The sequence below is a fragment of the Butyrivibrio sp. TB genome, from assembly GCF_900110805.1.
In the GTDB taxonomy this organism is placed as follows: domain Bacteria; phylum Bacillota; class Clostridia; order Lachnospirales; family Lachnospiraceae; genus Butyrivibrio; species Butyrivibrio fibrisolvens_C.
In genome coordinates this window covers 16495-37615 of the sequence record NZ_FOER01000027.1, presented here as the reverse complement: position 1 = coordinate 37615, position 21121 = coordinate 16495, and the positions used below count along the sequence as shown (strand labels likewise).

Here is a 21121-nt window from a genome sequence, read left to right as displayed (position 1 = left end):
GCATGGATGCATTTCTATGTCGGTTACAGGATGTAACCAAGACATGTCCAGAAATGCATGGATGCATTTCTATGTCATAGGATCAATGGTGTCATCGCTCCGTCAGACAATACCGCAAGCTTACGGGTTGCTCTTGACATAGCTGTATATAAGCGGTGTTTAGAGAGCTTATCATCCGGATAGCGTGACGCATCAGCATCAGGTATCACGACGCAGTCAAATTCAAGTCCTGCCGCGTGCGACAATTCTATCAAGATAGCACCTTCCTTAGGAAGTTTCTTATCTCCTGTTATAACCTGAGGCGCATCCTGTCCAAGGATATCTTTTACCGCATTAAGGCTCTTCTTGTTCTGACATACTACTGCAAGAAGTCCCTCACTATCTGTATTTGTTCGTATAGTATCAAGAAGGAAATCTCTATACTCTTCACTACTGCAAGCCTTGATAAGAGGCTTGGTTCCTTCTCTTTGGACGCTCTGGGTGTTGATCCTTACTTCTTCCGGAAGAAGTGATGTGAAGAGCTGCGTGATCTCAGGCGATGATCTGTAACTTGTAAGTAGTGATATAGTGTCAGTGCTCTTTTTATCTGTTGAGAAAAGAGCCTCCAGTTCCTTGAAGGTTACAGTTCCTGGTCTTATTGCCTGGAATTCATCACCAAGGAGCATGAACTTAGCTCTTGGGAAATACTTCTTAAGGATCATCATCTGAGCCTTAGTATAGTTCTGAACTTCATCCACCATACAATAACGTGCGTTACGATCACACATTCCTGTAAGTGACATCTTAAGATAGAACCATTCTATTGCAGATGGTGTATGGCCTATTAGGCGCTTTGAGATAGCATTGTAATTGAGCCATCCGCAGTTTCTGATTGTCTTTAAGGCTCCGCCAAAATCATTTTCGAGCTGATTCTCTGCAGCCTTCTCTTCTCCTTGCTGCTCCTTATTATCTCTTTTTCTGGAGCGGAATACCTTCCTTGCTCTTGTTTCAAGCTCTGTTGCTACTACCTGCACAAGGCGTACTCCCATAGGGATCGTCTCGTTATATTTCTCAACAACAGATTGGACTTCGGCCTTGGACAATATCAGCTCATCCTTTTGATATACAGGAAGGAAGTCACCATCATCAGGTACCAATAAAGACAACATATCATCTATTGCTTCAAGGTCCCTGGCGTCTGTTGCAGCCGGGTTCTTGTCTGCCATAGGTATGCTGCAAGAGTCCATAAACTCCTGCCAGGTCAGTGTATTGGGATTGGACTCGCCAAGATCCGGAAGTACACTATCGATATATTCACGAAATACCGGATTTAAAGTGATCATATAGACCTGATCCGGGCGCAGATTCTCTCTTTGTTTGAAGAAAAGGTAAGCTATACGCTGCAGTAGTACTGATGTCTTGCCGGATCCTGCAATACCGGATACTATAAGCGCCGGAACGTCAGGATGCCTTATGACAGCATTCTGCTCTTTCTGAATAGTTGCACTTATAGACTGCATCTTGTCTGAGCGCTGTTTTGAAAGTGATCTGAGAAGAAGCGGATCCTCTATTGCGACTTGTGTGTCAAAATATGAATTAAGCTTATCTCTATCAAGATCGAACTGGCGGCGAAGCTGAAGATCAACATCTATCCTGTTGCCATTTACCTCATAAAACGTATGTCCGTTCTCCTGATTATAATAAACTTCAGCTATAGGGCTTCTCCAGTCTACAACAATAGGAGTTGCTCCGTTTTCTGACATCTCAACGTTGCCAATATAATAGCTTTCCGGCTCTTCTGAAGGGTCGAACTGAAGCGTTATCTTGGCAAAATAAGGTGCTTTTAACAGTGACTCAATACGTGTCTTCTTGTTACGAAGCGCTTCACTTTGTACGTTATAGGTATCTATATATCTATTCCATACTTCCAGCTCTCCGTATGTCTCTGCCTTTGTTTCATCATCGGCGAAATCAAGTCTTATATTGTCTCTAATGTCATTTTTTTCTTCTGTAGCCTGACTATCAAGTTTTCTGATATCTTCATCCAGCTCCTCGCTTATCTTAAGGAGCTTATTATATGTAGTTGTTAAATGTTCCTGTTCCTGTTTTAAAATATTATCTTCCAAACATCCTACCTCAATTTTTTATATCTGTTCCATGCAATGATTGCTCCTGCAAATCTGAACTCGCCGCTATCCATCATCTTATCTACTTCGTCAATACTAAAGAGTCTGTGCTCTATCACTTCCAGCGGTTCAAGATTCCTTTTTTCTTTGTTATGACAATGCGCAGCAAAAAGATGTACTATCTCATCTGAGTAACCGGGAGACGGATATATATCGCCAAGATATATAAGCTCATCCGCTATATAACCCGTTTCTTCGTATAACTCGCGTCTGGCGGCTTCTTCCTTAGAATCGCCCTCATCCATAGCCCCTCCGGGGAATTCAAGATCCCAGTCTTTAATGGGATAACGGTACTGTCTTAGTACACAGACCTTATCTCCATCTATAATTGGGAGCACATGTACTCCGGCTTTCATGGAAACATAAGAATATGGACCTGTCTTTCCATTTCTTTCAAGATGGTCCATATGAATCTTAAAGCGCCCTATTTCGGTTATATTAGAATCGATTACTTTGTACATTTTAATGCTATGTCCTATTGAAGTTTTTAAGCATGCCGGCATAATAGCTGCCAGGATCATTGCCCGAGATTTCATTATGCCGATTTAGAAAAGCCATGTCAACAAATTCATATTCGCTTCCTAAAAAGCACTGATAAAATGAATTACAACATATTATAACGCTTACTTCTACATACGAGCAAAGTGTCCTACGCCTACCTCAAAATATGAGGTAGGTGTCAAAAGTTCCTTTTGACACCTTATGACTAACGGATTGTTCCGTTTCTTCGAAACTCTCACAATCCTAAAACATTCGCAAATCCGCACTACGTGCTACTTTGCTCATGTTTTGCGGGTCATAAATTCATATTCGATTTCGAGCAAGCTCGAATCGAAATGACTTTTGACCCTTACGTCATAATATCAAATAATGAAACCTGCTCAAATGGTGAATTCTCATCAAAAGTCATATCATCATCAAGATCCGGATCCTGATCCTCATCTTCTGTGCTTATCTCATTCTTCGTACCCATCTCATCCTCTGACCTATATCTATTATTTAAAACAGTGTTATCTAAAACTTCCTTAGTTTCTGGATATATGTCATTATTATCGTCAGATTCTTCATCCTCAATAGTATTATTTTGGGCAGAAGAATCAATTACTTTGACATTACTAGGTGGCTGTGCTCCTACGAGTACTTTTTTGACTCCCCATGAATTGTAGTAATGAAGCTCTTTAAGCATAGTCCTTATCTTCTCTATAGACGCCGGAGCTATATCTTCAAGATCAACATATAATATTCCGTTAGTATCATGCGCTCTGAAACCTTTAGTAGTAAGGATATCAATAACCTGATTTTTATCCATAGACTCCTCCTTGCATAGACCTCTTTTCTCCTCCTATATTTTATCACTTTTTCGTGTACAATATTGCAATTGTGCTGAATTTTAATGAGCTGTTTGCCGATATACTATTGTGACTAATTGGTCAAGACTTATAAGGTGTTACTTCTTGAACATTATGTTCAAGGATTTATGATCTTGATGCGATCAATCATTATATGTAACTTATGGAGAAGATAATGAACCCGGACAAAGCTCATAAAAGCGATCTATCCAGAGTTATCATATTGGATATCATATTGATAGTGGCTTTTGCTTCCTGCATCCTCATTACTACTCTTATGTATGATAATGAGTCTGAGAAAGCTGCGCAAAAATATATTAATTCCAATGCCAGTTCACTTGAACACAATCTCGAGATATTAGATTTCGAGAATTGGGATCTTATAATAAGGGATTTCATAGACTATTACAACATGGATGTAATCGTGACCGACCCAAATGGTGACATTACATATATCTTCGCTCGCGGAGCCATGGATTCTGAGAATTCTATATACAAGACCCTTGAGATAGGTTCTACCGGGTACACTCTTATTGTCAGCGCAATTCCTTCTGATGTGACCATAATCGACAACAATACTGTATCAGTATCTCTTAATATACTTCTTGTCAATGCGTTCATAGTAATAATCCTGATCGTAACTTCTTTTATCCAGTCTTATAGAAATCAGATCGTAAGGATGGCTACAACTGACGAATTAACAGGCCTTTCTAACAGAAAATCATTTATAGAACGTTACGACGAGATGAACCAGAAAGGTAAGCTCGAAGATGCAGTCATATTCATGATCGATGTTGATAAGTTCAAGGTCATAAATGACAATAATGGTCATGCTTCCGGTGATACTGCCCTGAAATATATCGGTCTTAAGTTAAAAGAGCTTGAAGGTTCCAATATTATAGCCGGAAGGTGGGGCGGCGATGAGTTTGTAGGTATCATCAAGTCTCAAAGCGGTGATTCAGTCCAAAAGGCTAAAAGAATCCTTACAGACCTTATGAAAGATGTGAATAAAGCCCAGATAATTGAAGGGATAACTCTTTCTCTTAGTATTGGCATGGCCAGTATCATTGACAGTAGCGATATTACCAAGAATATGGAAAGAGCAGACGCAGCTTTGTATGCGTCCAAAAATAACGGCAGAGGTATACTGACTGATTATAACGATCTTGCGGATAATGAAACGGATGTTTTAAGATCAGATACTTCCGGAAGTGCTGATGTTCTTTCGAACACTTCTAGTAAAGTATCTGATAGCCCTAAGATGAGTTTTGATATTTCAAAATCTACTGCTTCAGGTAAAAAAACATCCGGAAATGCTGATAACTTTCTGGATATCCACTACGAGGACGTATCTATCGCCCATTCAGATGCAAATATCTATGAGCAGGTCCTTGGCGGAATCGTAGATGGTGTCAATCATATGATTCCATTTGCTGTTGGCGGCGGCATTTTAATTGCTTTTGCCTTCCTTACAGATGCTGCAAGTATTGACATCAGCACTCTTGACGCAAGCCAGCTTAGCAGCTTTGGTTCTATAACAGAGTTTGCAGCTTCTTTCAAGGCATTGGGAGATATGACTTTTAATTTCATGTTCACTGTGTTCTCCGCATTCCTTGCGATGTATCTGGGCGGATATGAAGCTTTTGTCGCAGGTTTCATGGGCGGATATATGGCATATGTAGGTAATGCCGGTTTTATGGGGGCATTTCTTGCAGGAATAGCTGCAGGATACAGCGTCAAGCTTATGAAGAACTTTGTCAAAGAATTGCCTTCATCATTTAATGCCTTCTCTGCTATTATCATATATCCGGTGCTAAGTCTTCTTTTGATAAGCTTTTTGATGTACTTTATGGTCATTCCGACTGCAAATATCTTTAATTCTGCACTTACAGAAATGCTTGACGCTATTGCAAGACTTGGCAAACTTCCGCTAAGCATTGTAGGCGGTCTTATGATGGGCTGCGACATGGGCGGACCTGTCAACAAGGCTGCGTATTACTTTGGAACCACTGCTATTATGAACAAAGAATATGACGTCATGGCTTTTATCATGGCGGCAGGTATGACTCCGCCTTGCGGTATCGCACTTTCTACGATTCTTTTTGCCAACAGGTTCTCAGAGTCCGAACGCCGAAGAAGCGGCGTTACACTTATCATGGGACTTGCCTTTATCACAGAAGGTGCCATCACCTATCTTCTATCAGATATCGTAAGGGTCATGATCTCCTGTATGATAGGCGCAAGCGTGTCTGCAACACTGTCTGAGCTCTTTGGATGTACTCTTATGGCTCCTCATGGTGGTATTTTTGTCTTTCTTATAGTTGGCAAACCTGTTCTTTACTTCCTTTCTATCATGATCGGAAGCCTTGTAACTGCTGTTATCCTTGGCTTTATCAAAAAGATTAAAGATATGAATGTCAAAAACATACTTAAGATTCCAAGCATATTTACTATGATATTGTCACTGCTTCTTCTTACGGGATGCAGAAAAAATAATGCCACTGATCTAAATACTTCTTCTGAAGATGACCATTATACCTTCGCATATACCTGCATGGATGGAAGCAATCCTTATTTTGCCACTATACTTGAAGAGATCACTACTCTTGTCGAAGCAAGAGGTGACAGCATCATCGTGTATGATAGTGAAAATGATATATCCAAACAGCAGTCACAGCTTGAAGATATGGCCTTTATGGACATCGACGGCGTATTTCTCAATCCTGTAGATTCTGAAAAGGTAATAGTTCCTCTTAAGAAGATAAAAGAAGCTTATATACCTGTTGTATGTTTTGATGCACAAGTAGAAGATGTCTCCTGTATCGACAGCTATATTGGTTCTGATAATTATAATGCAGGAAAAGTTGTTGGCGATGACCTTGTAAGAAGATGCCCGGATGGTGGTTCTATCATAATCCTCGATGCTCCGTCTACAAGATCTGCCAGAGACAGAGTTGACGGTTTTATAAGCGCTATCATGGGGCATGACTTTGATATATTCTCAATATATGATTGCAGCGGTGATGAAGAAAAAGCTTATGAGAATACCAAAAAGCTTCTGAATATAAAAAGTGATATTACAGCTATCTTCGCAGAAAACGATCCTACGGCACTTGGTGCTTTAAAAGCTGTAAATGAGCTGGGAATAAAGGACTGCTGTATCTACGGCGTAGATGGATCGCCCTTAATAAAGCAGGAACTTATCAAAGAAGATTCTCCTGTCAAAGGAACAGGAGCTCAGTCTCCGGTATCTATAGCACAAAAGGCTGTTGAAGTCATGTACAGCCTCCTCGATGGAGAAACTGTAGAAAAAACCTATACTATAGATACCTATCTTATATCAACTGAGAATATCATTAATTTTGACGTGAAGAACTGGCAGTAATATTGCCCTTGGCGATCATCTCTTCAACCCAGAGGCGCAGTGACTCTACAGATGCAGAGATCTTGGAGAGCTGCTCCTGAATATTATGGAAGTCTTCAAGCTCATCATCGCCGATCTTGCCATCAGCTGTGATCTCAATAAGGCGTTCCTTCTCACGATTCATATTGTTGAGAGATGCAAGCATCTCTAACACGATCTGTGAAAGCTCTTTTTTAGGAATAGCAGGTACATACTGCTGTCCTATAGGGCATTCGTGTGAACAGAAATAGTTATTAATAGAAGGATTTTTATAATACTTGGCCATCATCAGTACTTCGTCCGGATGTGGCAAAGATTTCTCATTTTCGATTTTCTCAAGACGATCTGCAGAAATGCCTGTGAGCTCTGCAGCATCCTCTCTTGTAAGATCAAGTGACTCTCTACTTATCATATAAAGGTTCTTATTTGGTCTTACTGATTTCTTACCCATAGTCGTTTTTCTCCCAATTTAAATATAAACGAGTCAGCGCACCAGCTGAGGATTTCATAAGGCAATGATTTATAGTAAACGACTAAAAAAGTCACATACTGCCTTCTTATTTTTAGTGACAGCAAACCCGTATTTTTTTATCAGAAATAATAATAGCATAAAACTCTTGTAATGTGGAAACTATATAGTCAAGCCGCAAAAAATTACAGTTTTTGCAGAATCTGCGATTTACAAACTCATAATCCGGTGTTATTATGAACATGTTCATAATAACTGTTAAAAAAGGAGATTAGTTTATGCCTAAGATCATTATGCATCTTAAGGAGCAGATAATAATGCAGGCAGAAAAGCTCTTAGTGCAGGAAGGCCCTGAAAAGATCAGTATCAGAGGTGTCGCAAAGGCCTGCGGAATTGCCGTTGGTACCATATATAACTACTATCCTACCAAAGATGCACTTATTGCAGATCTCATCCTGCATAGATGGTCCAGATCCAAGGATAGTATGTACAGATCTCTTGATGGCGCATCGGACCTGATGTCCGGACTTGATATCATATATGAAGGTATTAGGCAGTTCACCAAGACCAACCAGAACATATGGCGCGCAACCGCTGTTTCTAAGCAGTTCTCATCATCTTATCCGCAGCATCATAAGAAGCTTTCAGAAGAGTTGTCATCTCTTATCTCCTATCTTCTTATTAAATTCCCGAACGAAAGAGACAGGTTGTATCTCAAATTCGGGCAGGAGGGTCTGGAAGCTTTTATCTCTGAGAATATCCTTCTGTGCTATTCCAACAAGGATATAGACATAAGATTACTAAAAATAGCATTAATGTGATACGAATCATCTTCTGTCACATCACATCATAAATATATTTATAGGAGGCTTATCATGAAAATAGTATTAGCAGGTGCATATGGCCATCTGGGAGGAGACATTCTGAAGGCACTTGAATCCATGGGGCATGATATTATAGCTCTTGACTTAAACGAAAGGCCAATTGAGTTTACAGGTAATGGAAGCGTATCATTCAAGCGCTGTGACGTAACCAAATCGGATATGTTATCCGGAGTTTTAAGTGGCGCAGATATGATCATATCAACTGTCGGTCTTACCAAAGCATCCAAAGATGTAAGCTGCTACAGTATCGACTTAAAAGGAAATATTAACCTTCTTGAAGAAGCTAAAAGTGCCGGCATTAAGAAGTTCATCTATATCTCGGTGATCCATGCCGACGAACATCCGGAGATTCCTCTTCTTGACGCCAAAGCTAAGTTTGAAAAAGCACTCAAAGAAAGTGGCCTTGAATACATTATCTACAGACCCACCGGTTATTTCTATGATATTGTCCACGTTCTTAAGCCAATGGTAGAAAAGGGCGCTATAAATCTTCTATCAGGAGAGCCTGGCGTAGCTAATGTAATTGCAACAGAGGATTTTGCTGACTATATAGCAAGTCATCTTGATGAAAAGAACATCACGATCTCCATAGGCGGAACTGAAACCTATAATTATGATGAGATTGCCAGGATGTGTTTCGAAGCTGCCGGCAAGCCTTGTGTTATAAAAAGAGCGCCTTCTTTTATCTTCGATATTCTTATATTTATCAATAAGATAAAAAAGACAGGAAAAGCAGACATAATCAAATTCAGTAAATTCACTCTTACAGGTAATCTTGTGGGGGATGTAAAGTATGGAAAGCAGAGCTTTTCAGAGTATATAAAAAATTCCTTTTAAACTCTATGCCATCGATAAAACATGTAGTTAACAGCTCAAAAATATCATAATTTATTAAAACAGTCCGAGTTCTATATAACACTAGGGAGGAATCATCATGAATATTCAGGGATTATTAATTCTTTTTTCAATCTCGCTTGCATTCTGCAGCGTAGGTTTTTATAAATTTGTTTACTTTATGTCTGTTGGATACGGACTATCTGTCGCAGCTATAGGTGCTACCCTTCTAATATACTATAACGATAAGTCTACTACAGCTACTATACTCGCTTGCCTTATAATGATGATCTATGGTATACGTCTTGCGGGTTTTCTCGTGTATAGGGAATTAAAAAACGGCGCATACAAGAAGGTTCTAAGTGATGCAACGCCTCATTCCAAGTCAATGCCCCTTCCTGCCAAAATTGGCATGTGGATCGGTATGGCTTTGTTATATGTCCTTCAGACTTCTCCGCTGTTTTTCAGAATAGACAACATGACAGGCGACAATTTATTTATTTACGCAGGCTGCGCTATTTCAGTTTTTGGTATATTATTTGAATCTCTTGCAGATATTCAGAAAAGTGCCCAGAAAAAAGTTCGAATGGATATGGTTGCAACCAAAGGTCTTTACAAGATCGTAAGATGTCCTAACTATCTGGGCGAGATCATTTTCTGGACAGGAGTATTCGTAGAAGGAATAACTGCTTATGACAGTGTATTTGAATTTATCTTTGCAGCTATCGGATATATCCTGATCCTGTATGTAATGGTTGATAGTGCAAAGAGGCTTGAATCCAAGCAGAACAAGAATTACGGAGACAAGGAAGAATACAGAGAATATGCTGATCATACACCTATACTTTTTCCATTTATTCCGCTCTATCATCTGGCAAAATAATATATTTTAATAGCTTCCCTCACCAAGCTCTGGCTGCTGTAAGAAACGGCTTATGTTTGGTAAACGGGAAGCCTTAATCAATCAGAAAGGTCGTAGTCTATGATTCACAACGACAAAGCTTCTTCATATTCATATGATAAATATAAGGATTTCACCCTGTCTCTGGCAATTGTTGACGCAGTACCGGTGATACTATTCTCAATTACATGTGCTGTCATCGGTTCTATTTTTAATAATATACTCTTTAGTCTGGGTGCGATACTGACTATCCTGGGAGGTATGTGCAAGGTCTTATGGAAGGTGCTCCTTGCAACCATTCACAAAGATGTTCGATTTTTGAACAGGCCTCTATTTATAGTTCTGATGCCTGCAGGTTTTGCCTTAATGCTTATTTCATTTGTCATTAAGGGGCAAGGCACTGATTGGAATAATATATCATCTGCTATTTTTTCGTTTCCTGCAGTAATATTCTTTGCCCTGGGAATTCTTGGGCTATGCGCCATGACTATTTTTTTCAAAAAGCATGACAAAACTGATGTTAAGAACAACTGGACCGAGCAGCTTACTAATTGCTTTGCCCAGGCTATGATCCTTGTGGGAGTTATAATAGCCTGCTACTAAGGATTGGGAGAGTTTTAGTTAATATGCCGATAATGTTTTTTGCATGTCATAGGGGATGTCTGCATCAAAGGACAGTTTCCTGCTTGAAACAGGATGCATGATCTCCATATGCGATGAATGAAGAGCTACCCTCTCCATTCCATACCAGCTTGGAAGATCAGCACCATACAGACCATCCCCAAGAAGGGCGTGCCCTATAGATTTCATGTGAACCCTTATCTGATGTGTCCTTCCTGTTTCAAGTCTGAGCTTTACAAGAGCAAATCCCTCTTTTTGTTCTATAACTTCATAATGTGTAAGTGAAGGGTCTCCATCCTCTCTTATCTCCCTGACCATCTTAACTCCTGGCGGAAGTCCTATGGGCGCATCAACAAGTCCTATGGGCTTATCAAAAAAGCCGCTGCAAAGCGCAAGATACTCCTTGACCTTGATACCATTTATGCTCTGATCATTTAAGATATTGGCTGAAAATCTGTTCTTACCAAAGACTATAAGACCAGACGTCTCTCTATCAAGCCTTCCAACAGGGCGAAGTGCATGTCTTTCGCCGCTTTGTTCAAAGTGCCAGGCAATATAGTTGGAAAGAGTGGCTACTGCGTGGCTTTTTAGAGGATGTACAAGCATGCCTGCAGGCTTATTAACTACAATGATATCTTCATCTTCATATACGATATCAAGGGCTCCTTCTATAGGCTCGATATACGATGAATCCTCAAGATTTTCGTGGATCGTGACATGGAGTATCTCTCCACATGTTACTTTGTATAAAACATTAACATGTCTGCCGTCAATAAGTATACCGTCGTCAAACGCTTTGGCATGGCTTATCTCCCTGCGGGACATGTGAAGTATCTCTTTAAGGATATCTTTGACAAGCTTCCCTGTATCTTCTTGTGTAATTGTGTATTCAAGATTTCTTTCTGACAATAGTATTACCTTGCTTTTTGTTAATACTGCTTTTTGTTAATATTGCTTTTTGTTAATTTGGCTTTTGGTATATTCCCTTTTTTGAAATATACACTAAAAGTATATTTTGAAATATACGGATCATTTCATCTTTGATAAAATATCGCACGTTTCTTTATATCCCAGTTCTTCCCTCCATTTAAGGGATTCATCTGAGAAGTCAAGTGTTCCTGTATCCTTTTCTTTCTCAAGAGGGACAGAGGGAATTATCTCTATGACTTTAGCCTCGCCGCCTAGCACAGGTATCTGCACCCTGTCCTCTGGTTTTAAATAACTTATGATAAAAAAGTCGCATGGTATATCTTTTACGCAGCCTACAGGGATCTTGTCTTCAGGTGCCGGATCTTTACAGATCTCAGGAATACAGCCGCCGTCAAGATAGTAGTCTCCTTTATAGTAAATAGCTGGTGATAGAAAAGGTATACTTCCGCTTGCTATGGTAAGAAGTCTTTGATCCTCGGGATCAAGTCCGTTAAGCTTATAATATTCAGGCTTTTGCTTCGTAAGTGAATAAACACATACTGTAACAGGTACGTCGTTTTTTAAAAGAAGTTCATCAGGGCAGATCCTTCGCATTGCTTCTATCATATACAGATTGTCCATCTGATAATATCTTCTTGAATGAAGATACTCTTCAAGTGATACCTTGCCATCAAGGACGTCCTGCCTGGCCTTATCTATAAGCTCCATCCTTGTCTTAATATATGGATCCGCCATCTCTGCAGCAAGTGCATCTTTAAATACTTTTAAAAGATCATATATTGATTCCTTGTCTTTGATCGCATAGATCAAAGAATTCATAGCACCTATCGATGTGCCTGCAAGGGTCAGATTCTTCTTTTCAAGCCCCTCTTCTTCCAAAGCTCTTAACATTCCGATCTGATATGCGCCTTTAGCTCCGCCGCCTGACATAACAAGTGTTACTTTTTTGTCCGTGAAAATTCCCATTGATGTCTTTCCTCTTTGTTTATACTTTTTTGTATCAATGTATCTGTCGATATTATGAGGTAGGTGTCAAAAGTTCCTTTTGACACCTTATGACTAACGGATTGTTCCGTTTCTTCGAAACTCTCACAATCCTAAAACATTCGCAAATCCGCACTACGTGCTACTTTGCTCATGTTTTGCGGGTCATAAATTCATATTCGATTTCGAGCAAGCTCGAATCGAAATGACTTTTGACCCTTACGTCATATTATTGCTATAGTAAAAGGCTTAAGAAAACGCACTATGTCAGTCATCAAATGTCCTATATGCCATCACTGGATTACTGGCATATAATATTTTCTAAAGTCGTTCACTAATATAACCAGATTATAGAATAGCACTAGTAGAGACTTTTTTCATCATTTACAGGTGTGCCTAAGCCAACTTAAACATCCCACCCTGGTATTACACTGCCAGGGTGGGATGCTTTAGTTGTTTATAGATAAGACTCAAAAATTAACTACTATAACTATCTTTCCTTCTATATAGTCAGCTTTGACATCGCAGTTCATACGCTCAGCAAATATCTTGACTATAGAAAGGCCAAGACCTGTTGAAGAGCTTCTGGCATTTTCTACTGTAAAAAACCTGTCGAACAATTTGCTAACATCTACACTGGAGAGATTTGGGGCAGAGTTTGCAAACCTAAGTCTGCCATCATCCGATAATGATATCTCCAGATCACCACTACTATATTTAAGTGCATTACTAAAAAGATTGTTTATGATCCTTTCTACATAAGTTGGATAAAGATTTCGAACAATCTTTTCCTCTGTAATATCTATGACAGGGGCAATTCCTCTTGCTTTCAGCGACGGATAATAGTTCATGATACAGTCTTCAAGCAGCTTGCCGATGTTGACATCCTGCTTTTCTTCTGTAATCTCACCACCTGTTACTATCGAGTATTCAAAAAGCTCTTCTGTAAGCTTTTTCATATGCTCTGTTCTGCCCTTTATTATTGTAAGATATTTGTCCATTTCAGGGCTGCAGTCCTGTCTTTGCGCAAGCTCAAGATATCCGCTTATGGCTGTAAGAGGCGTCCTTAGATCATGTGAGATATTGGTTATTGCTGATTTTATCTCCTGATCACCGTGTTCATACCTGTTATAAGAATCTCTCAGCTTTACAAGTGTCTTATTAAGAGTCCTGGCAAGTTCTAAAATCTCCTTATCCCTGCTTGAAACTGTCAGAACTGTATTGGTATGAATACCGGCTCTCTCCTCATAGTCTTCTCTTAGTTCTTTGATCGATAGCTTCATTGCGATTATCTTCATGATCAATATTATTATAACTATCAGGCAGATTATAAGCAGGTATTTCATTTAGTAAAAGCTCCTTTGGCTCTTTTTAAGGTCTTTATGACATAAAAAAGGTCAAAAGAGATTTTTTGACCTTTCTTCATAATTCATTTAGTAATCAATTGGATCTATGGGTGTAACTTCATAGTAGCATATCAAAGCATCATAGCGGTCTGCAAGTATCATAGATGTTCTATGGCTGTTAAAAAGATCATTTAAAGGTGAATAGCCCTCACCGACAAGGCCTGTAAAAACGTAGCTGTGAAGCTTTTTGTATACACTACTATTTTCATCTGTTACCTTTGAGAAATCAAGGCAGTATGTGCCATTTTCAAAAAACCTGGCCTGATAAGCAAATGGATCATCAGAGACGTAGAAGTGATCCTTCCTCTCATAGTTCTCTTCATAAGTTCCGGCAGTATGGATATTTACATTTCCTTCATAAAATCCCGTACCGATGCAGAAATAGCTTCCTTCAAACAGAGCGTCTATCCTATCACCCATAGTGTCATCATCTGCAGCAGGGAGCACGCTGGATCCGCCCTTCATAACATGCGCATTATGAGCAGTTATAACTACCTGAGCATAACCACGAGCATCTTCAAGTTCAGAATAGTCTTTCAAAAGCTGTGCCATCTGAATATCCCTGTTTTTGCCAAATTCCTCTTGATCTTTATCATAATCCGGCGCATCAATGTGAAGGACTACGCACTTGGCTACAATAGATAACTGCCTTTCTTTAAGTCCTTCTTCTTTAGAAAGGCGCTGGGACAGCTTATCAAAAAAATCTCTGTCAGCTTTGTAATCATCCTTGGTTTCTGTTTTTATTGATAAGAGTTTTTCTTTTTCCTCTAGGGTAAAAAGAGTATCATTCTCATCACAAAGCTCCTGCATATATGTGATAGCTGTCTGGGCTCCCTGAATATCGACACCATAGAACATTAAGGACTCTTCATAGGGAACTGTCATATTATAATCTCTCATCCACTTAAGAAGCTGCACCATTTCATCAGTATCATAAAGTGGGTAGCTCTGCTTTCCTATCACTTGTACAAGATCGGAGCTTTTATCATGTATTGCATCATTGATCATGGCTGCATCGCCAGTAGCCATCTCAAAGCAGATGCAGCGGCCTTCGCCTTCATTTACAACTTTTTCAAGTACTGCCTTTTTAGCAAGCTGAAATTCGCGGTTTCCATGAGTAGCTTCTCCTATTCCAACTACTCTCACACCTTCCGGAATCTCAAACTCATCAAAAGTCTGTGCCACATCCTCTATTCCATCAATTTTTTTTACATCGTTAAAGGCATTTGTATATTTAAAAAATGAAAGAAGTGCGATGAAAACTACAACTACCATCGTACTTATCATGAAAACAAATCTGTATCTACGCAACTTTATAATCCTCTTTTCTGCAATCAAGACTGTATATCATAAACATATATTCTTGAATATGAAGTTTATGAACTAATCAAATAAGCTAATTATATCGATTCTATATATGTTTCCTAATAAAGTGCAGATCATTTTAAATCTCTCTTGTTAAGTCCAATACAGCCCAAAAGTATTGAAATAACAACTATCAAAACTGAAATTATAAGCTGATTTATATTCCCGGGATTTGTCTGCGGATCAGCAAATCCTGCCTGTATCAGCCATTGACCGAATACCGAAGCATTATAGATGATCCTGCCAATTGTATAAGCAGTTCCTTTTAGAATAAATGCAAGGAAGAAATTACCGATCATAACTATGTTATAGGCAAGGTTCAGAATTACAAAAGCACATATTGCCACTAATACTGTCTTTTGCACACGCATTGCTACAAACTCCATAACAGATATATATCCGCACATGGCAAAGAATAAAACAACTGTTGTTATGGCAAGCTCCGTGCTTACCTTTGCGCCGCCTATTACTCCGGCAAGGAAATAGCATACTGTCATCTCCAAAAGCGCTGTTATATGTGAAAAAAGTATTCCAAGATAGACCTGCTTTTGCGAAAAGCCTGCTACGAGTTTATTTCTGATAGTGCCATCGCGATATTCCTCGTTGGTATAAAGAGGTACAAATATCGTAAAAAAGGCCATCATAGCTATATTTATAAATATCATCCTGCCGGCACATCCCATTCTTTCAAATCGTCCTGTCATGCCCATCAGATTGGCTGTAAATACGAGGGTTATAACGAACGCCAGAATGCATCCAAGGATAAATATGTGATTTTTTAGAATTCTATATATACCGGATATATATATGTTTTTCATTTAAACCTCCTGCTAAGGATAATCATGTGTATTTATGACTATCGACTTGTATACCAATAATATTGTTATCTTTTTCTTTTTGATATTAGTTTCTTTTGATATCAGGTTCTTTTTGGTATCATTTTCTTTTTCTATATTTTTTATTTTTTTGATATCATCTGTTTTTTATTTTTATCAGTGTATTTCTTTCCTTTCAACGACCACTAGTCCTATTATTACCGAGATCAGTATAAGTCCGGTACATCCTGCAAGGTAGCTGACGCTATCCCAATGCGGTCCTATTGAAAGATAAGAATACGGTATATACCTGTCGATAAATTTGTACAATAAAAGTTTTGAACCTGTTAATGTACAATTCCCCTTTTCCGGATACAGCTTATCAAGTACATGAGTATCAAGCGTCTCAAGTCCAAAAGCAATCGCAAGTCCAACTACATAAGAAAGCTTACTTCCACCAAGCACCATAATAAGCGATGCAGAAAAAGCTCCTATCGCCATACATGATAAGGTGATTATAAGCCAGTAATCTGCTATCTCAGAAACCTTATAGTTCATAAAGCCTTCTGAGAATATAGGCAAGACAGCCATAGAAGATACAAATGCTATAAATGAAAGCAGCGCCCCCAGAAGCATCCCACTTATCACTACTGAAAGGAATGCATCTCTTCTTTTTACACCCGATATAAGCTTATTGCGGATGCATCCGTCTTCAAAGTCTCCCTGCATTACCAGAAGCGTTGTTGCGGTTACTACAAATACTGCAATATTGGTAAAAGAAAAAGCTATATCATCCGATGCAACCTGACCTTTTATAAACAAAACGGTAAGCATCCAGATTATAAGACTTGCAAATATCTGGTATAACAGGATTACTATGACTCCCAGATAAAAACCTCGGCTAAAAAATATCTTTCTGGTATCAGCATACAGATTTCTGAACATTTTCTCCGCCTCCAAGTAATGATAGATAGAATGCCTCGAGGCTTTCGTCATGCTCTTCCATGGTAAATATAGAACATCCAACCTTGTCGAAGTCCTTGGCAATTTCAGAAAAGTTGATCGATGAATATACATCTGCTGTGCTGTTATCGATAACCTTGTACTCTATACCTTTTTCCTCCATGACTTTTGTAAGAAGTCCTACATCACTTACCTTCATACGTACTGACTTACGACACTCTTTTTTGAGCTCCTTGCTGCTCATCTGGCGGACTATATGCCCTTTATCAATAAAGCCGTAATTAGTTGCAATCTTGGAAAGCTCATCTAAGATGTGGCTTGATATAAGGAAGGTAATTCCCCGCTCTCTGTTAAGCTTAAGAATCAATTCTCTTATCTCTATAATTCCCTGAGGATCAAGACCATTAATCGGCTCATCAAGTACGATAAAGTCAGGATCGCCGCAAAGAGCTACTGCAATTCCAAGGCGCTGACGCATTCCAAGTGAAAAGTGTCTTGCTTTCTTCTTGCCGGTACCTGAAAGTCCTACCAGGCTTAAAATCTCGTCAACACAGCTAAAATCCGGCAGCCCCAGCATCAGGCACTGCTGTATCAGATTGTCTCTTGCAGACATATCTTTATATATTGCAGGGGATTCTACAACTGCCCCCATCCTGCGTCTTGCCTTTGAAATATCTGCATCGTCTGCTGTTTTGCCAAAAAGCTCGTAAAATCCGCTGCTAGCTTTTTGAAGCCCGCACATGATCCTGATAAGTGTTGTCTTTCCTGCTCCGTTCTTTCCTACAAAACCATATATTGCACCTTTAGGTATCTCCATATTTACGTCAGAAAGAGCTGTAAACTTTCCGTATTGTTTACTTATTCCATTTGCTTTAAATACGTATTCCATAATTAACCTCATGTCGCGAGTGAAACGAGTTACTAATGGTTCAAATTGATGGAGCTCGCGTCATCACAATAAAAATACCACCCTCCGGTCAAGAAAGTGGTATAGAAAACGTCAAGATATGGTCAAGATTCGTGAAATTGAAATCCTATTCCATAAATTGCCTCAATATGATCAATATTATCAATCTGCTGGAGCTTTTTTCTAATATTACAGATATGCTGTTTTAAAGAGCGCTCCGTACAATCCGGCGTAGACTCACTTATACGATCCAGAATAGTACTGCGTCCTATCGGTCTGTTAGGATTAAGCATAAGTATATTAAGTATGGCAGATTCTGTTCTGGTAAGGCTGACTTCACTATCTCCGATTGTTACAGACATAAGATTAGTATCCAGCATAATCTCGCCGGCCTTAATAACTCCCTCATCCAGTGGCTGTGACTGATACGAATTTTCTTTCATGAGTCTTAGATGGGCTTCAATCCTTGCAAGAAGTTCAGATAGTTCAAAAGGTTTTGTAACATAATCACAGGCACCCTTTTTTAGAAGACTTATTTTGCTATCTATATCAGATTTTGCACTTAATACTATAGTAAGGATTCCATTGAACTTTGTAATAAGCTCCTCTCCTGAAAGTCCGGGTAACATCAGGTCAAGGAGTATCAGATCCGGCCTTCCTTTTTCCAAAAGCATAAGAGCTTCTGTTCCGGAGTAGGCCCTTGTAACTTCATATGATTCAAGTTTCAATACTTCCTCAAGCATATCGCCTATATTTACGTCATCTTCTACAATCATTATTTTATAACTGCTCATAATAATCTCCTAAATCTATTCTATACATTCTATCACGAATAGCAGAAAAAGCCTATAAATAAGAAGGATAGAAACTTTTAAACATAAAAAAGACAGTACGCTTAATGTGTTGAATAAATACAATAAGTATACTGCCTATAAATATATTCCATACTATAATGTCGGTGCCAAAAGTAATATTTGCATACTCCTGACAAACTTCTTCACCTATCAAAAGCCAAATATCTAATAGTCAAAAAATCCCGTTGTGTGTTGATGCCGACTTCTTGATCATCTTTTCATTCTTGCCTAAAAGACCTACAAGGGCAGTTAATGAATGCTTCTCAGAATATGAAGAATTGTCTTCTATACAATGAATAACAATATCCTCAACCTTCCTCTCAGGCTCTATATATGGCTTAAATTCATAGTTGTCAATATTATCAACCATAAATTTCAAATATTCTATATTCATACAGATAAGCAGACATTTGTTATGCTTGAGTGCATGTGCTGCTTCGATCTGGTGATCATCAACATGTTCTCCATACTTATGAAGTCTTGGTACTACTATAACAGGTTTTCTCTTTCTAAGACCCGCCATAATTGTTCCTACTCCTCCATGAGAGATGAGCACTCTGCACTTGTTAATGCACTCCTCAAACTGAGGACGATCCATAAACATAAATGTCTTGCAATTCTTAGGGACATAGGTGCAATGCCCGTATTGTATAACAAATTCTTCCTCCGGCATCATGGCTGCAAGCATTTCTATCTGCTTCATGAGCCTGTTCATCTGGAACTTTTGAGTTCCAACTGTTACAAAAATCAAAATATACCGCCTCCAACAATTGCTTTATCATACTTCTGTGCTATCTCTGACCACTGTACAATAAAGGTATTAACATGCTTGTACAGAAGCTTGCCTGTAAGAGATAATTCATTGACTCTGGCAAAAGATTCAATGAAAATAACCTTCTTGCCCATCATCTTGGCAAGACGACAGAATGGATATGATATCAAAGCACCTGTTGAAATAACAACTTCCGGTTTCTCTTTGATCAGCACATAAAATGCTACAAAAAATAAAAGGAAAAATTTTAAAGGGAAAAGAATCTCCCTACGATTAACCTGAGGAACGTAATACTGAATCTCCTCAACTTTCCCATATTTCTGAAAATTGTTCTTTTCAGTGACCCAGCAGCAGTCATACCTTTCAGTAATGCTCTTAAGTCTTGTAAGCTCCTCCATATGACCACCTGAAGAAGCTACCAATAATAACTTTCTCATATCATCTCTCCCTTTTTTTCACCCCTCTAACTTGTATTAGTCCTCTAATACAAGTTCCGTTCGATAATAGCAGATTAACTATCATAAAAACAATCATATTTTTGATTATTTTTGCAGCGTTTCCGCTGTTTACATATTTTCGATACATATTTAACTGTATTTACATATATATCAAATGTATATTTTTTGTTCTATCCCTATACATCAACGTTTCTGGTTAAGAGGAAAAACTCTTTTCAAAACTAGTTTCCATCAATATTTCATGATTTTTCTATATATTTTAATCAGCATCGGACGCAAAGGTCTTAGTATCATCCAAATCTCATGCGCTATTTTATATGATTTTTTATCACAAGAATAAAGTTTCCCTTTTCTCACAAATCCTTCAGCATATGCAAGCATATGATCCATTGTAAGCGGTCCTTCTATATTCTTCTGGCTTTCTCCAATCAGATAAATCCCCTCTTTATCCACATGATGAACCGAATGTGTTACATATATGCCGTTATCTCTCCTGTACAGGCATATATCGCCTCGCCTAAGCTCTCTGTCTATACCTCGAAGTATCAAGCTATCCCTGCCTCCTACAAGCAGAGGATACATACTAAATCCAAAAGGGGTAAGCTTGACCTTCCTGCCTTCCTTAAGTCCCTTTAGATAGATAGGCATCCATGCATCTGTATGAATCATCTCATCACGATTCCCAGATTGTTCCATCATGATATGATTACTCCGACCTTTCTGGCACTATCTATAAAGTCTCCAAGATCTTTAGAAGCTGTCTCCATATCAATCTCATATTCATCCATTATTGCTACAAGAAGCTCATCAAATGACATATCCTTGTCTTTTAATGAATTAATGATAAATAGAGCCGTATCGTTCAAATCCATCATTTTATCTACATCCATCAGCTTCGATCCGGTAGGTACTATGAAAGACTGTCCAGATACTTCGCATACTGAAAACTCAGTATTTAATCTCATATAAACTCCTTTTTAAATGATATATGGTGACAGTTTCCTGCCACCACATTAGTACAAACAATGATCGGTTACAGCT

The 21121-nt window shown here is 38.8% G+C and carries 21 protein-coding genes; 5 read left to right on the top strand and 16 right to left on the bottom strand.

All coding sequences use genetic code 11. From position 1 onward, the window contains the following. Positions 1 to 74: 74 nt before the first annotated feature. The 3 genes from BMX21_RS15970 to BMX21_RS15960 all read right to left on the bottom strand — a co-directional run bounded on the left by BMX21_RS15970 (position 75) and on the right by BMX21_RS15960 (position 3474). Entirely contained in the window at positions 75 to 2105 is a 2031-nt protein-coding gene (locus BMX21_RS15970; RefSeq protein WP_092045858.1) for a HelD family protein, read from the bottom strand. A 5-nt stretch (positions 2106 to 2110) separates the two neighbouring features. After that, positions 2111 to 2626, bottom strand: coding sequence for an NUDIX hydrolase (locus BMX21_RS15965; RefSeq protein WP_022757305.1), 516 nt, complete (start codon positions 2624 to 2626; stop codon positions 2111 to 2113). A gap of 389 nt (positions 2627 to 3015) precedes the next feature. Further along, positions 3016 to 3474 carry a hypothetical protein gene (locus BMX21_RS15960; protein ID WP_092045856.1) on the bottom strand — a complete coding sequence of 153 codons (459 nt, stop codon included), beginning with the start codon at positions 3472 to 3474 and terminating at the stop codon, positions 3016 to 3018. A 215-nt stretch (positions 3475 to 3689) separates the two neighbouring features. On the opposite strand from BMX21_RS15960, the gene BMX21_RS15955 reads away from it, so the two are divergent. Further along, positions 3690 to 6899 carry a fructose-specific PTS transporter subunit EIIC gene (locus BMX21_RS15955; RefSeq protein WP_177174076.1) on the top strand — a complete coding sequence of 1070 codons (3210 nt, stop codon included), beginning with the start codon at positions 3690 to 3692 and terminating at the stop codon, positions 6897 to 6899. On the opposite strand, the gene BMX21_RS15950 is transcribed toward BMX21_RS15955, so the two are convergent. Further along, positions 6871 to 7368, bottom strand: a complete 498-nt coding sequence (locus BMX21_RS15950; protein ID WP_022755185.1) for a helix-turn-helix domain-containing protein — start codon at positions 7366 to 7368, stop codon at positions 6871 to 6873. The genes BMX21_RS15955 and BMX21_RS15950 overlap by 29 nt on opposite strands. Positions 7369 to 7664: 296 nt before the next feature. On the opposite strand from BMX21_RS15950, the gene BMX21_RS15945 reads away from it, so the two are divergent. From BMX21_RS15945 to BMX21_RS15930, 4 genes are all read left to right on the top strand, one after another. Beyond that, the gene (locus BMX21_RS15945) at positions 7665 to 8207 is read left to right on the top strand and encodes a TetR/AcrR family transcriptional regulator (protein WP_092045852.1); all 543 of its coding nucleotides are present in this window, start codon (positions 7665 to 7667) and stop codon (positions 8205 to 8207) included. A 54-nt stretch (positions 8208 to 8261) separates the two neighbouring features. Then, complete coding sequence (locus BMX21_RS15940; RefSeq protein WP_092045850.1) at positions 8262 to 9107, top strand: SDR family oxidoreductase; 846 nt, start codon at positions 8262 to 8264, stop codon at positions 9105 to 9107. A 97-nt stretch (positions 9108 to 9204) separates the two neighbouring features. Further along, positions 9205 to 9987 carry a DUF1295 domain-containing protein gene (locus BMX21_RS15935; protein ID WP_092045848.1) on the top strand — a complete coding sequence of 261 codons (783 nt, stop codon included), beginning with the start codon at positions 9205 to 9207 and terminating at the stop codon, positions 9985 to 9987. Positions 9988 to 10086: 99 nt separating this feature from the next. Further along, positions 10087 to 10608 (top strand): hypothetical protein, encoded by a 522-nt coding sequence (locus BMX21_RS15930; RefSeq protein ID WP_092045846.1) that lies wholly within the window; start codon positions 10087 to 10089, stop codon positions 10606 to 10608. Positions 10609 to 10626: 18 nt separating this feature from the next. On the opposite strand, the gene BMX21_RS15925 is transcribed toward BMX21_RS15930, so the two are convergent. The 12 genes from BMX21_RS15925 to BMX21_RS15870 form a co-directional block, all read right to left on the bottom strand. After that, positions 10627 to 11535, bottom strand: coding sequence for an RluA family pseudouridine synthase (locus tag BMX21_RS15925; RefSeq protein ID WP_092045844.1), 909 nt, complete (start codon positions 11533 to 11535; stop codon positions 10627 to 10629). A 120-nt stretch (positions 11536 to 11655) separates the two neighbouring features. Continuing rightward, a complete protein-coding gene (locus BMX21_RS15920; RefSeq protein WP_092045842.1) occupies positions 11656 to 12522 on the bottom strand; it encodes a patatin-like phospholipase family protein in 867 nt (288 codons plus the stop codon). A gap of 488 nt (positions 12523 to 13010) precedes the next feature. Next, the gene (locus tag BMX21_RS15915; RefSeq protein ID WP_092045840.1) at positions 13011 to 13886 is read right to left on the bottom strand and encodes a sensor histidine kinase; all 876 of its coding nucleotides are present in this window, start codon (positions 13884 to 13886) and stop codon (positions 13011 to 13013) included. Positions 13887 to 13973: 87 nt separating this feature from the next. Next, positions 13974 to 15257 (bottom strand): erythromycin esterase family protein, encoded by a 1284-nt coding sequence (locus BMX21_RS15910; protein WP_143057271.1) that lies wholly within the window; start codon positions 15255 to 15257, stop codon positions 13974 to 13976. Positions 15258 to 15385: 128 nt separating this feature from the next. Continuing rightward, positions 15386 to 16129: a hypothetical protein gene (locus BMX21_RS15905; RefSeq protein WP_092045837.1), complete on the bottom strand. Its 744-nt coding sequence runs from the start codon at positions 16127 to 16129 to the stop codon at positions 15386 to 15388. Between the two features lie 174 nt (positions 16130 to 16303). Continuing rightward, positions 16304 to 17071 carry a hypothetical protein gene (locus BMX21_RS15900; RefSeq protein WP_092045834.1) on the bottom strand — a complete coding sequence of 256 codons (768 nt, stop codon included), beginning with the start codon at positions 17069 to 17071 and terminating at the stop codon, positions 16304 to 16306. Continuing rightward, positions 17049 to 17978: an ATP-binding cassette domain-containing protein gene (locus BMX21_RS15895; protein ID WP_092045832.1), complete on the bottom strand. Its 930-nt coding sequence runs from the start codon at positions 17976 to 17978 to the stop codon at positions 17049 to 17051. The genes BMX21_RS15900 and BMX21_RS15895 overlap by 23 nt, the downstream gene beginning before the upstream one ends. Positions 17979 to 18100: 122 nt before the next feature. After that, positions 18101 to 18790 carry a response regulator transcription factor gene (locus BMX21_RS15890; RefSeq protein WP_092045830.1) on the bottom strand — a complete coding sequence of 230 codons (690 nt, stop codon included), beginning with the start codon at positions 18788 to 18790 and terminating at the stop codon, positions 18101 to 18103. Positions 18791 to 19022: 232 nt separating this feature from the next. After that, positions 19023 to 19601, bottom strand: coding sequence for a PssE/Cps14G family polysaccharide biosynthesis glycosyltransferase (gene pssE / locus BMX21_RS15885; protein WP_092045828.1), 579 nt, complete (start codon positions 19599 to 19601; stop codon positions 19023 to 19025). Beyond that, the gene (pssD, locus tag BMX21_RS15880) at positions 19598 to 20059 is read right to left on the bottom strand and encodes a PssD/Cps14F family polysaccharide biosynthesis glycosyltransferase (protein ID WP_027217054.1); all 462 of its coding nucleotides are present in this window, start codon (positions 20057 to 20059) and stop codon (positions 19598 to 19600) included. Before pssD ends, pssE begins: the two co-directional genes overlap by 4 nt. A 252-nt stretch (positions 20060 to 20311) precedes the next feature. Further along, positions 20312 to 20779: a S24/S26 family peptidase gene (locus tag BMX21_RS15875; RefSeq protein ID WP_022757288.1), complete on the bottom strand. Its 468-nt coding sequence runs from the start codon at positions 20777 to 20779 to the stop codon at positions 20312 to 20314. Further along, positions 20776 to 21045 carry a PqqD family protein gene (locus BMX21_RS15870; RefSeq protein WP_022757287.1) on the bottom strand — a complete coding sequence of 90 codons (270 nt, stop codon included), beginning with the start codon at positions 21043 to 21045 and terminating at the stop codon, positions 20776 to 20778. Before BMX21_RS15870 ends, BMX21_RS15875 begins: the two co-directional genes overlap by 4 nt. Positions 21046 to 21121: the final 76 nt, after the last annotated feature.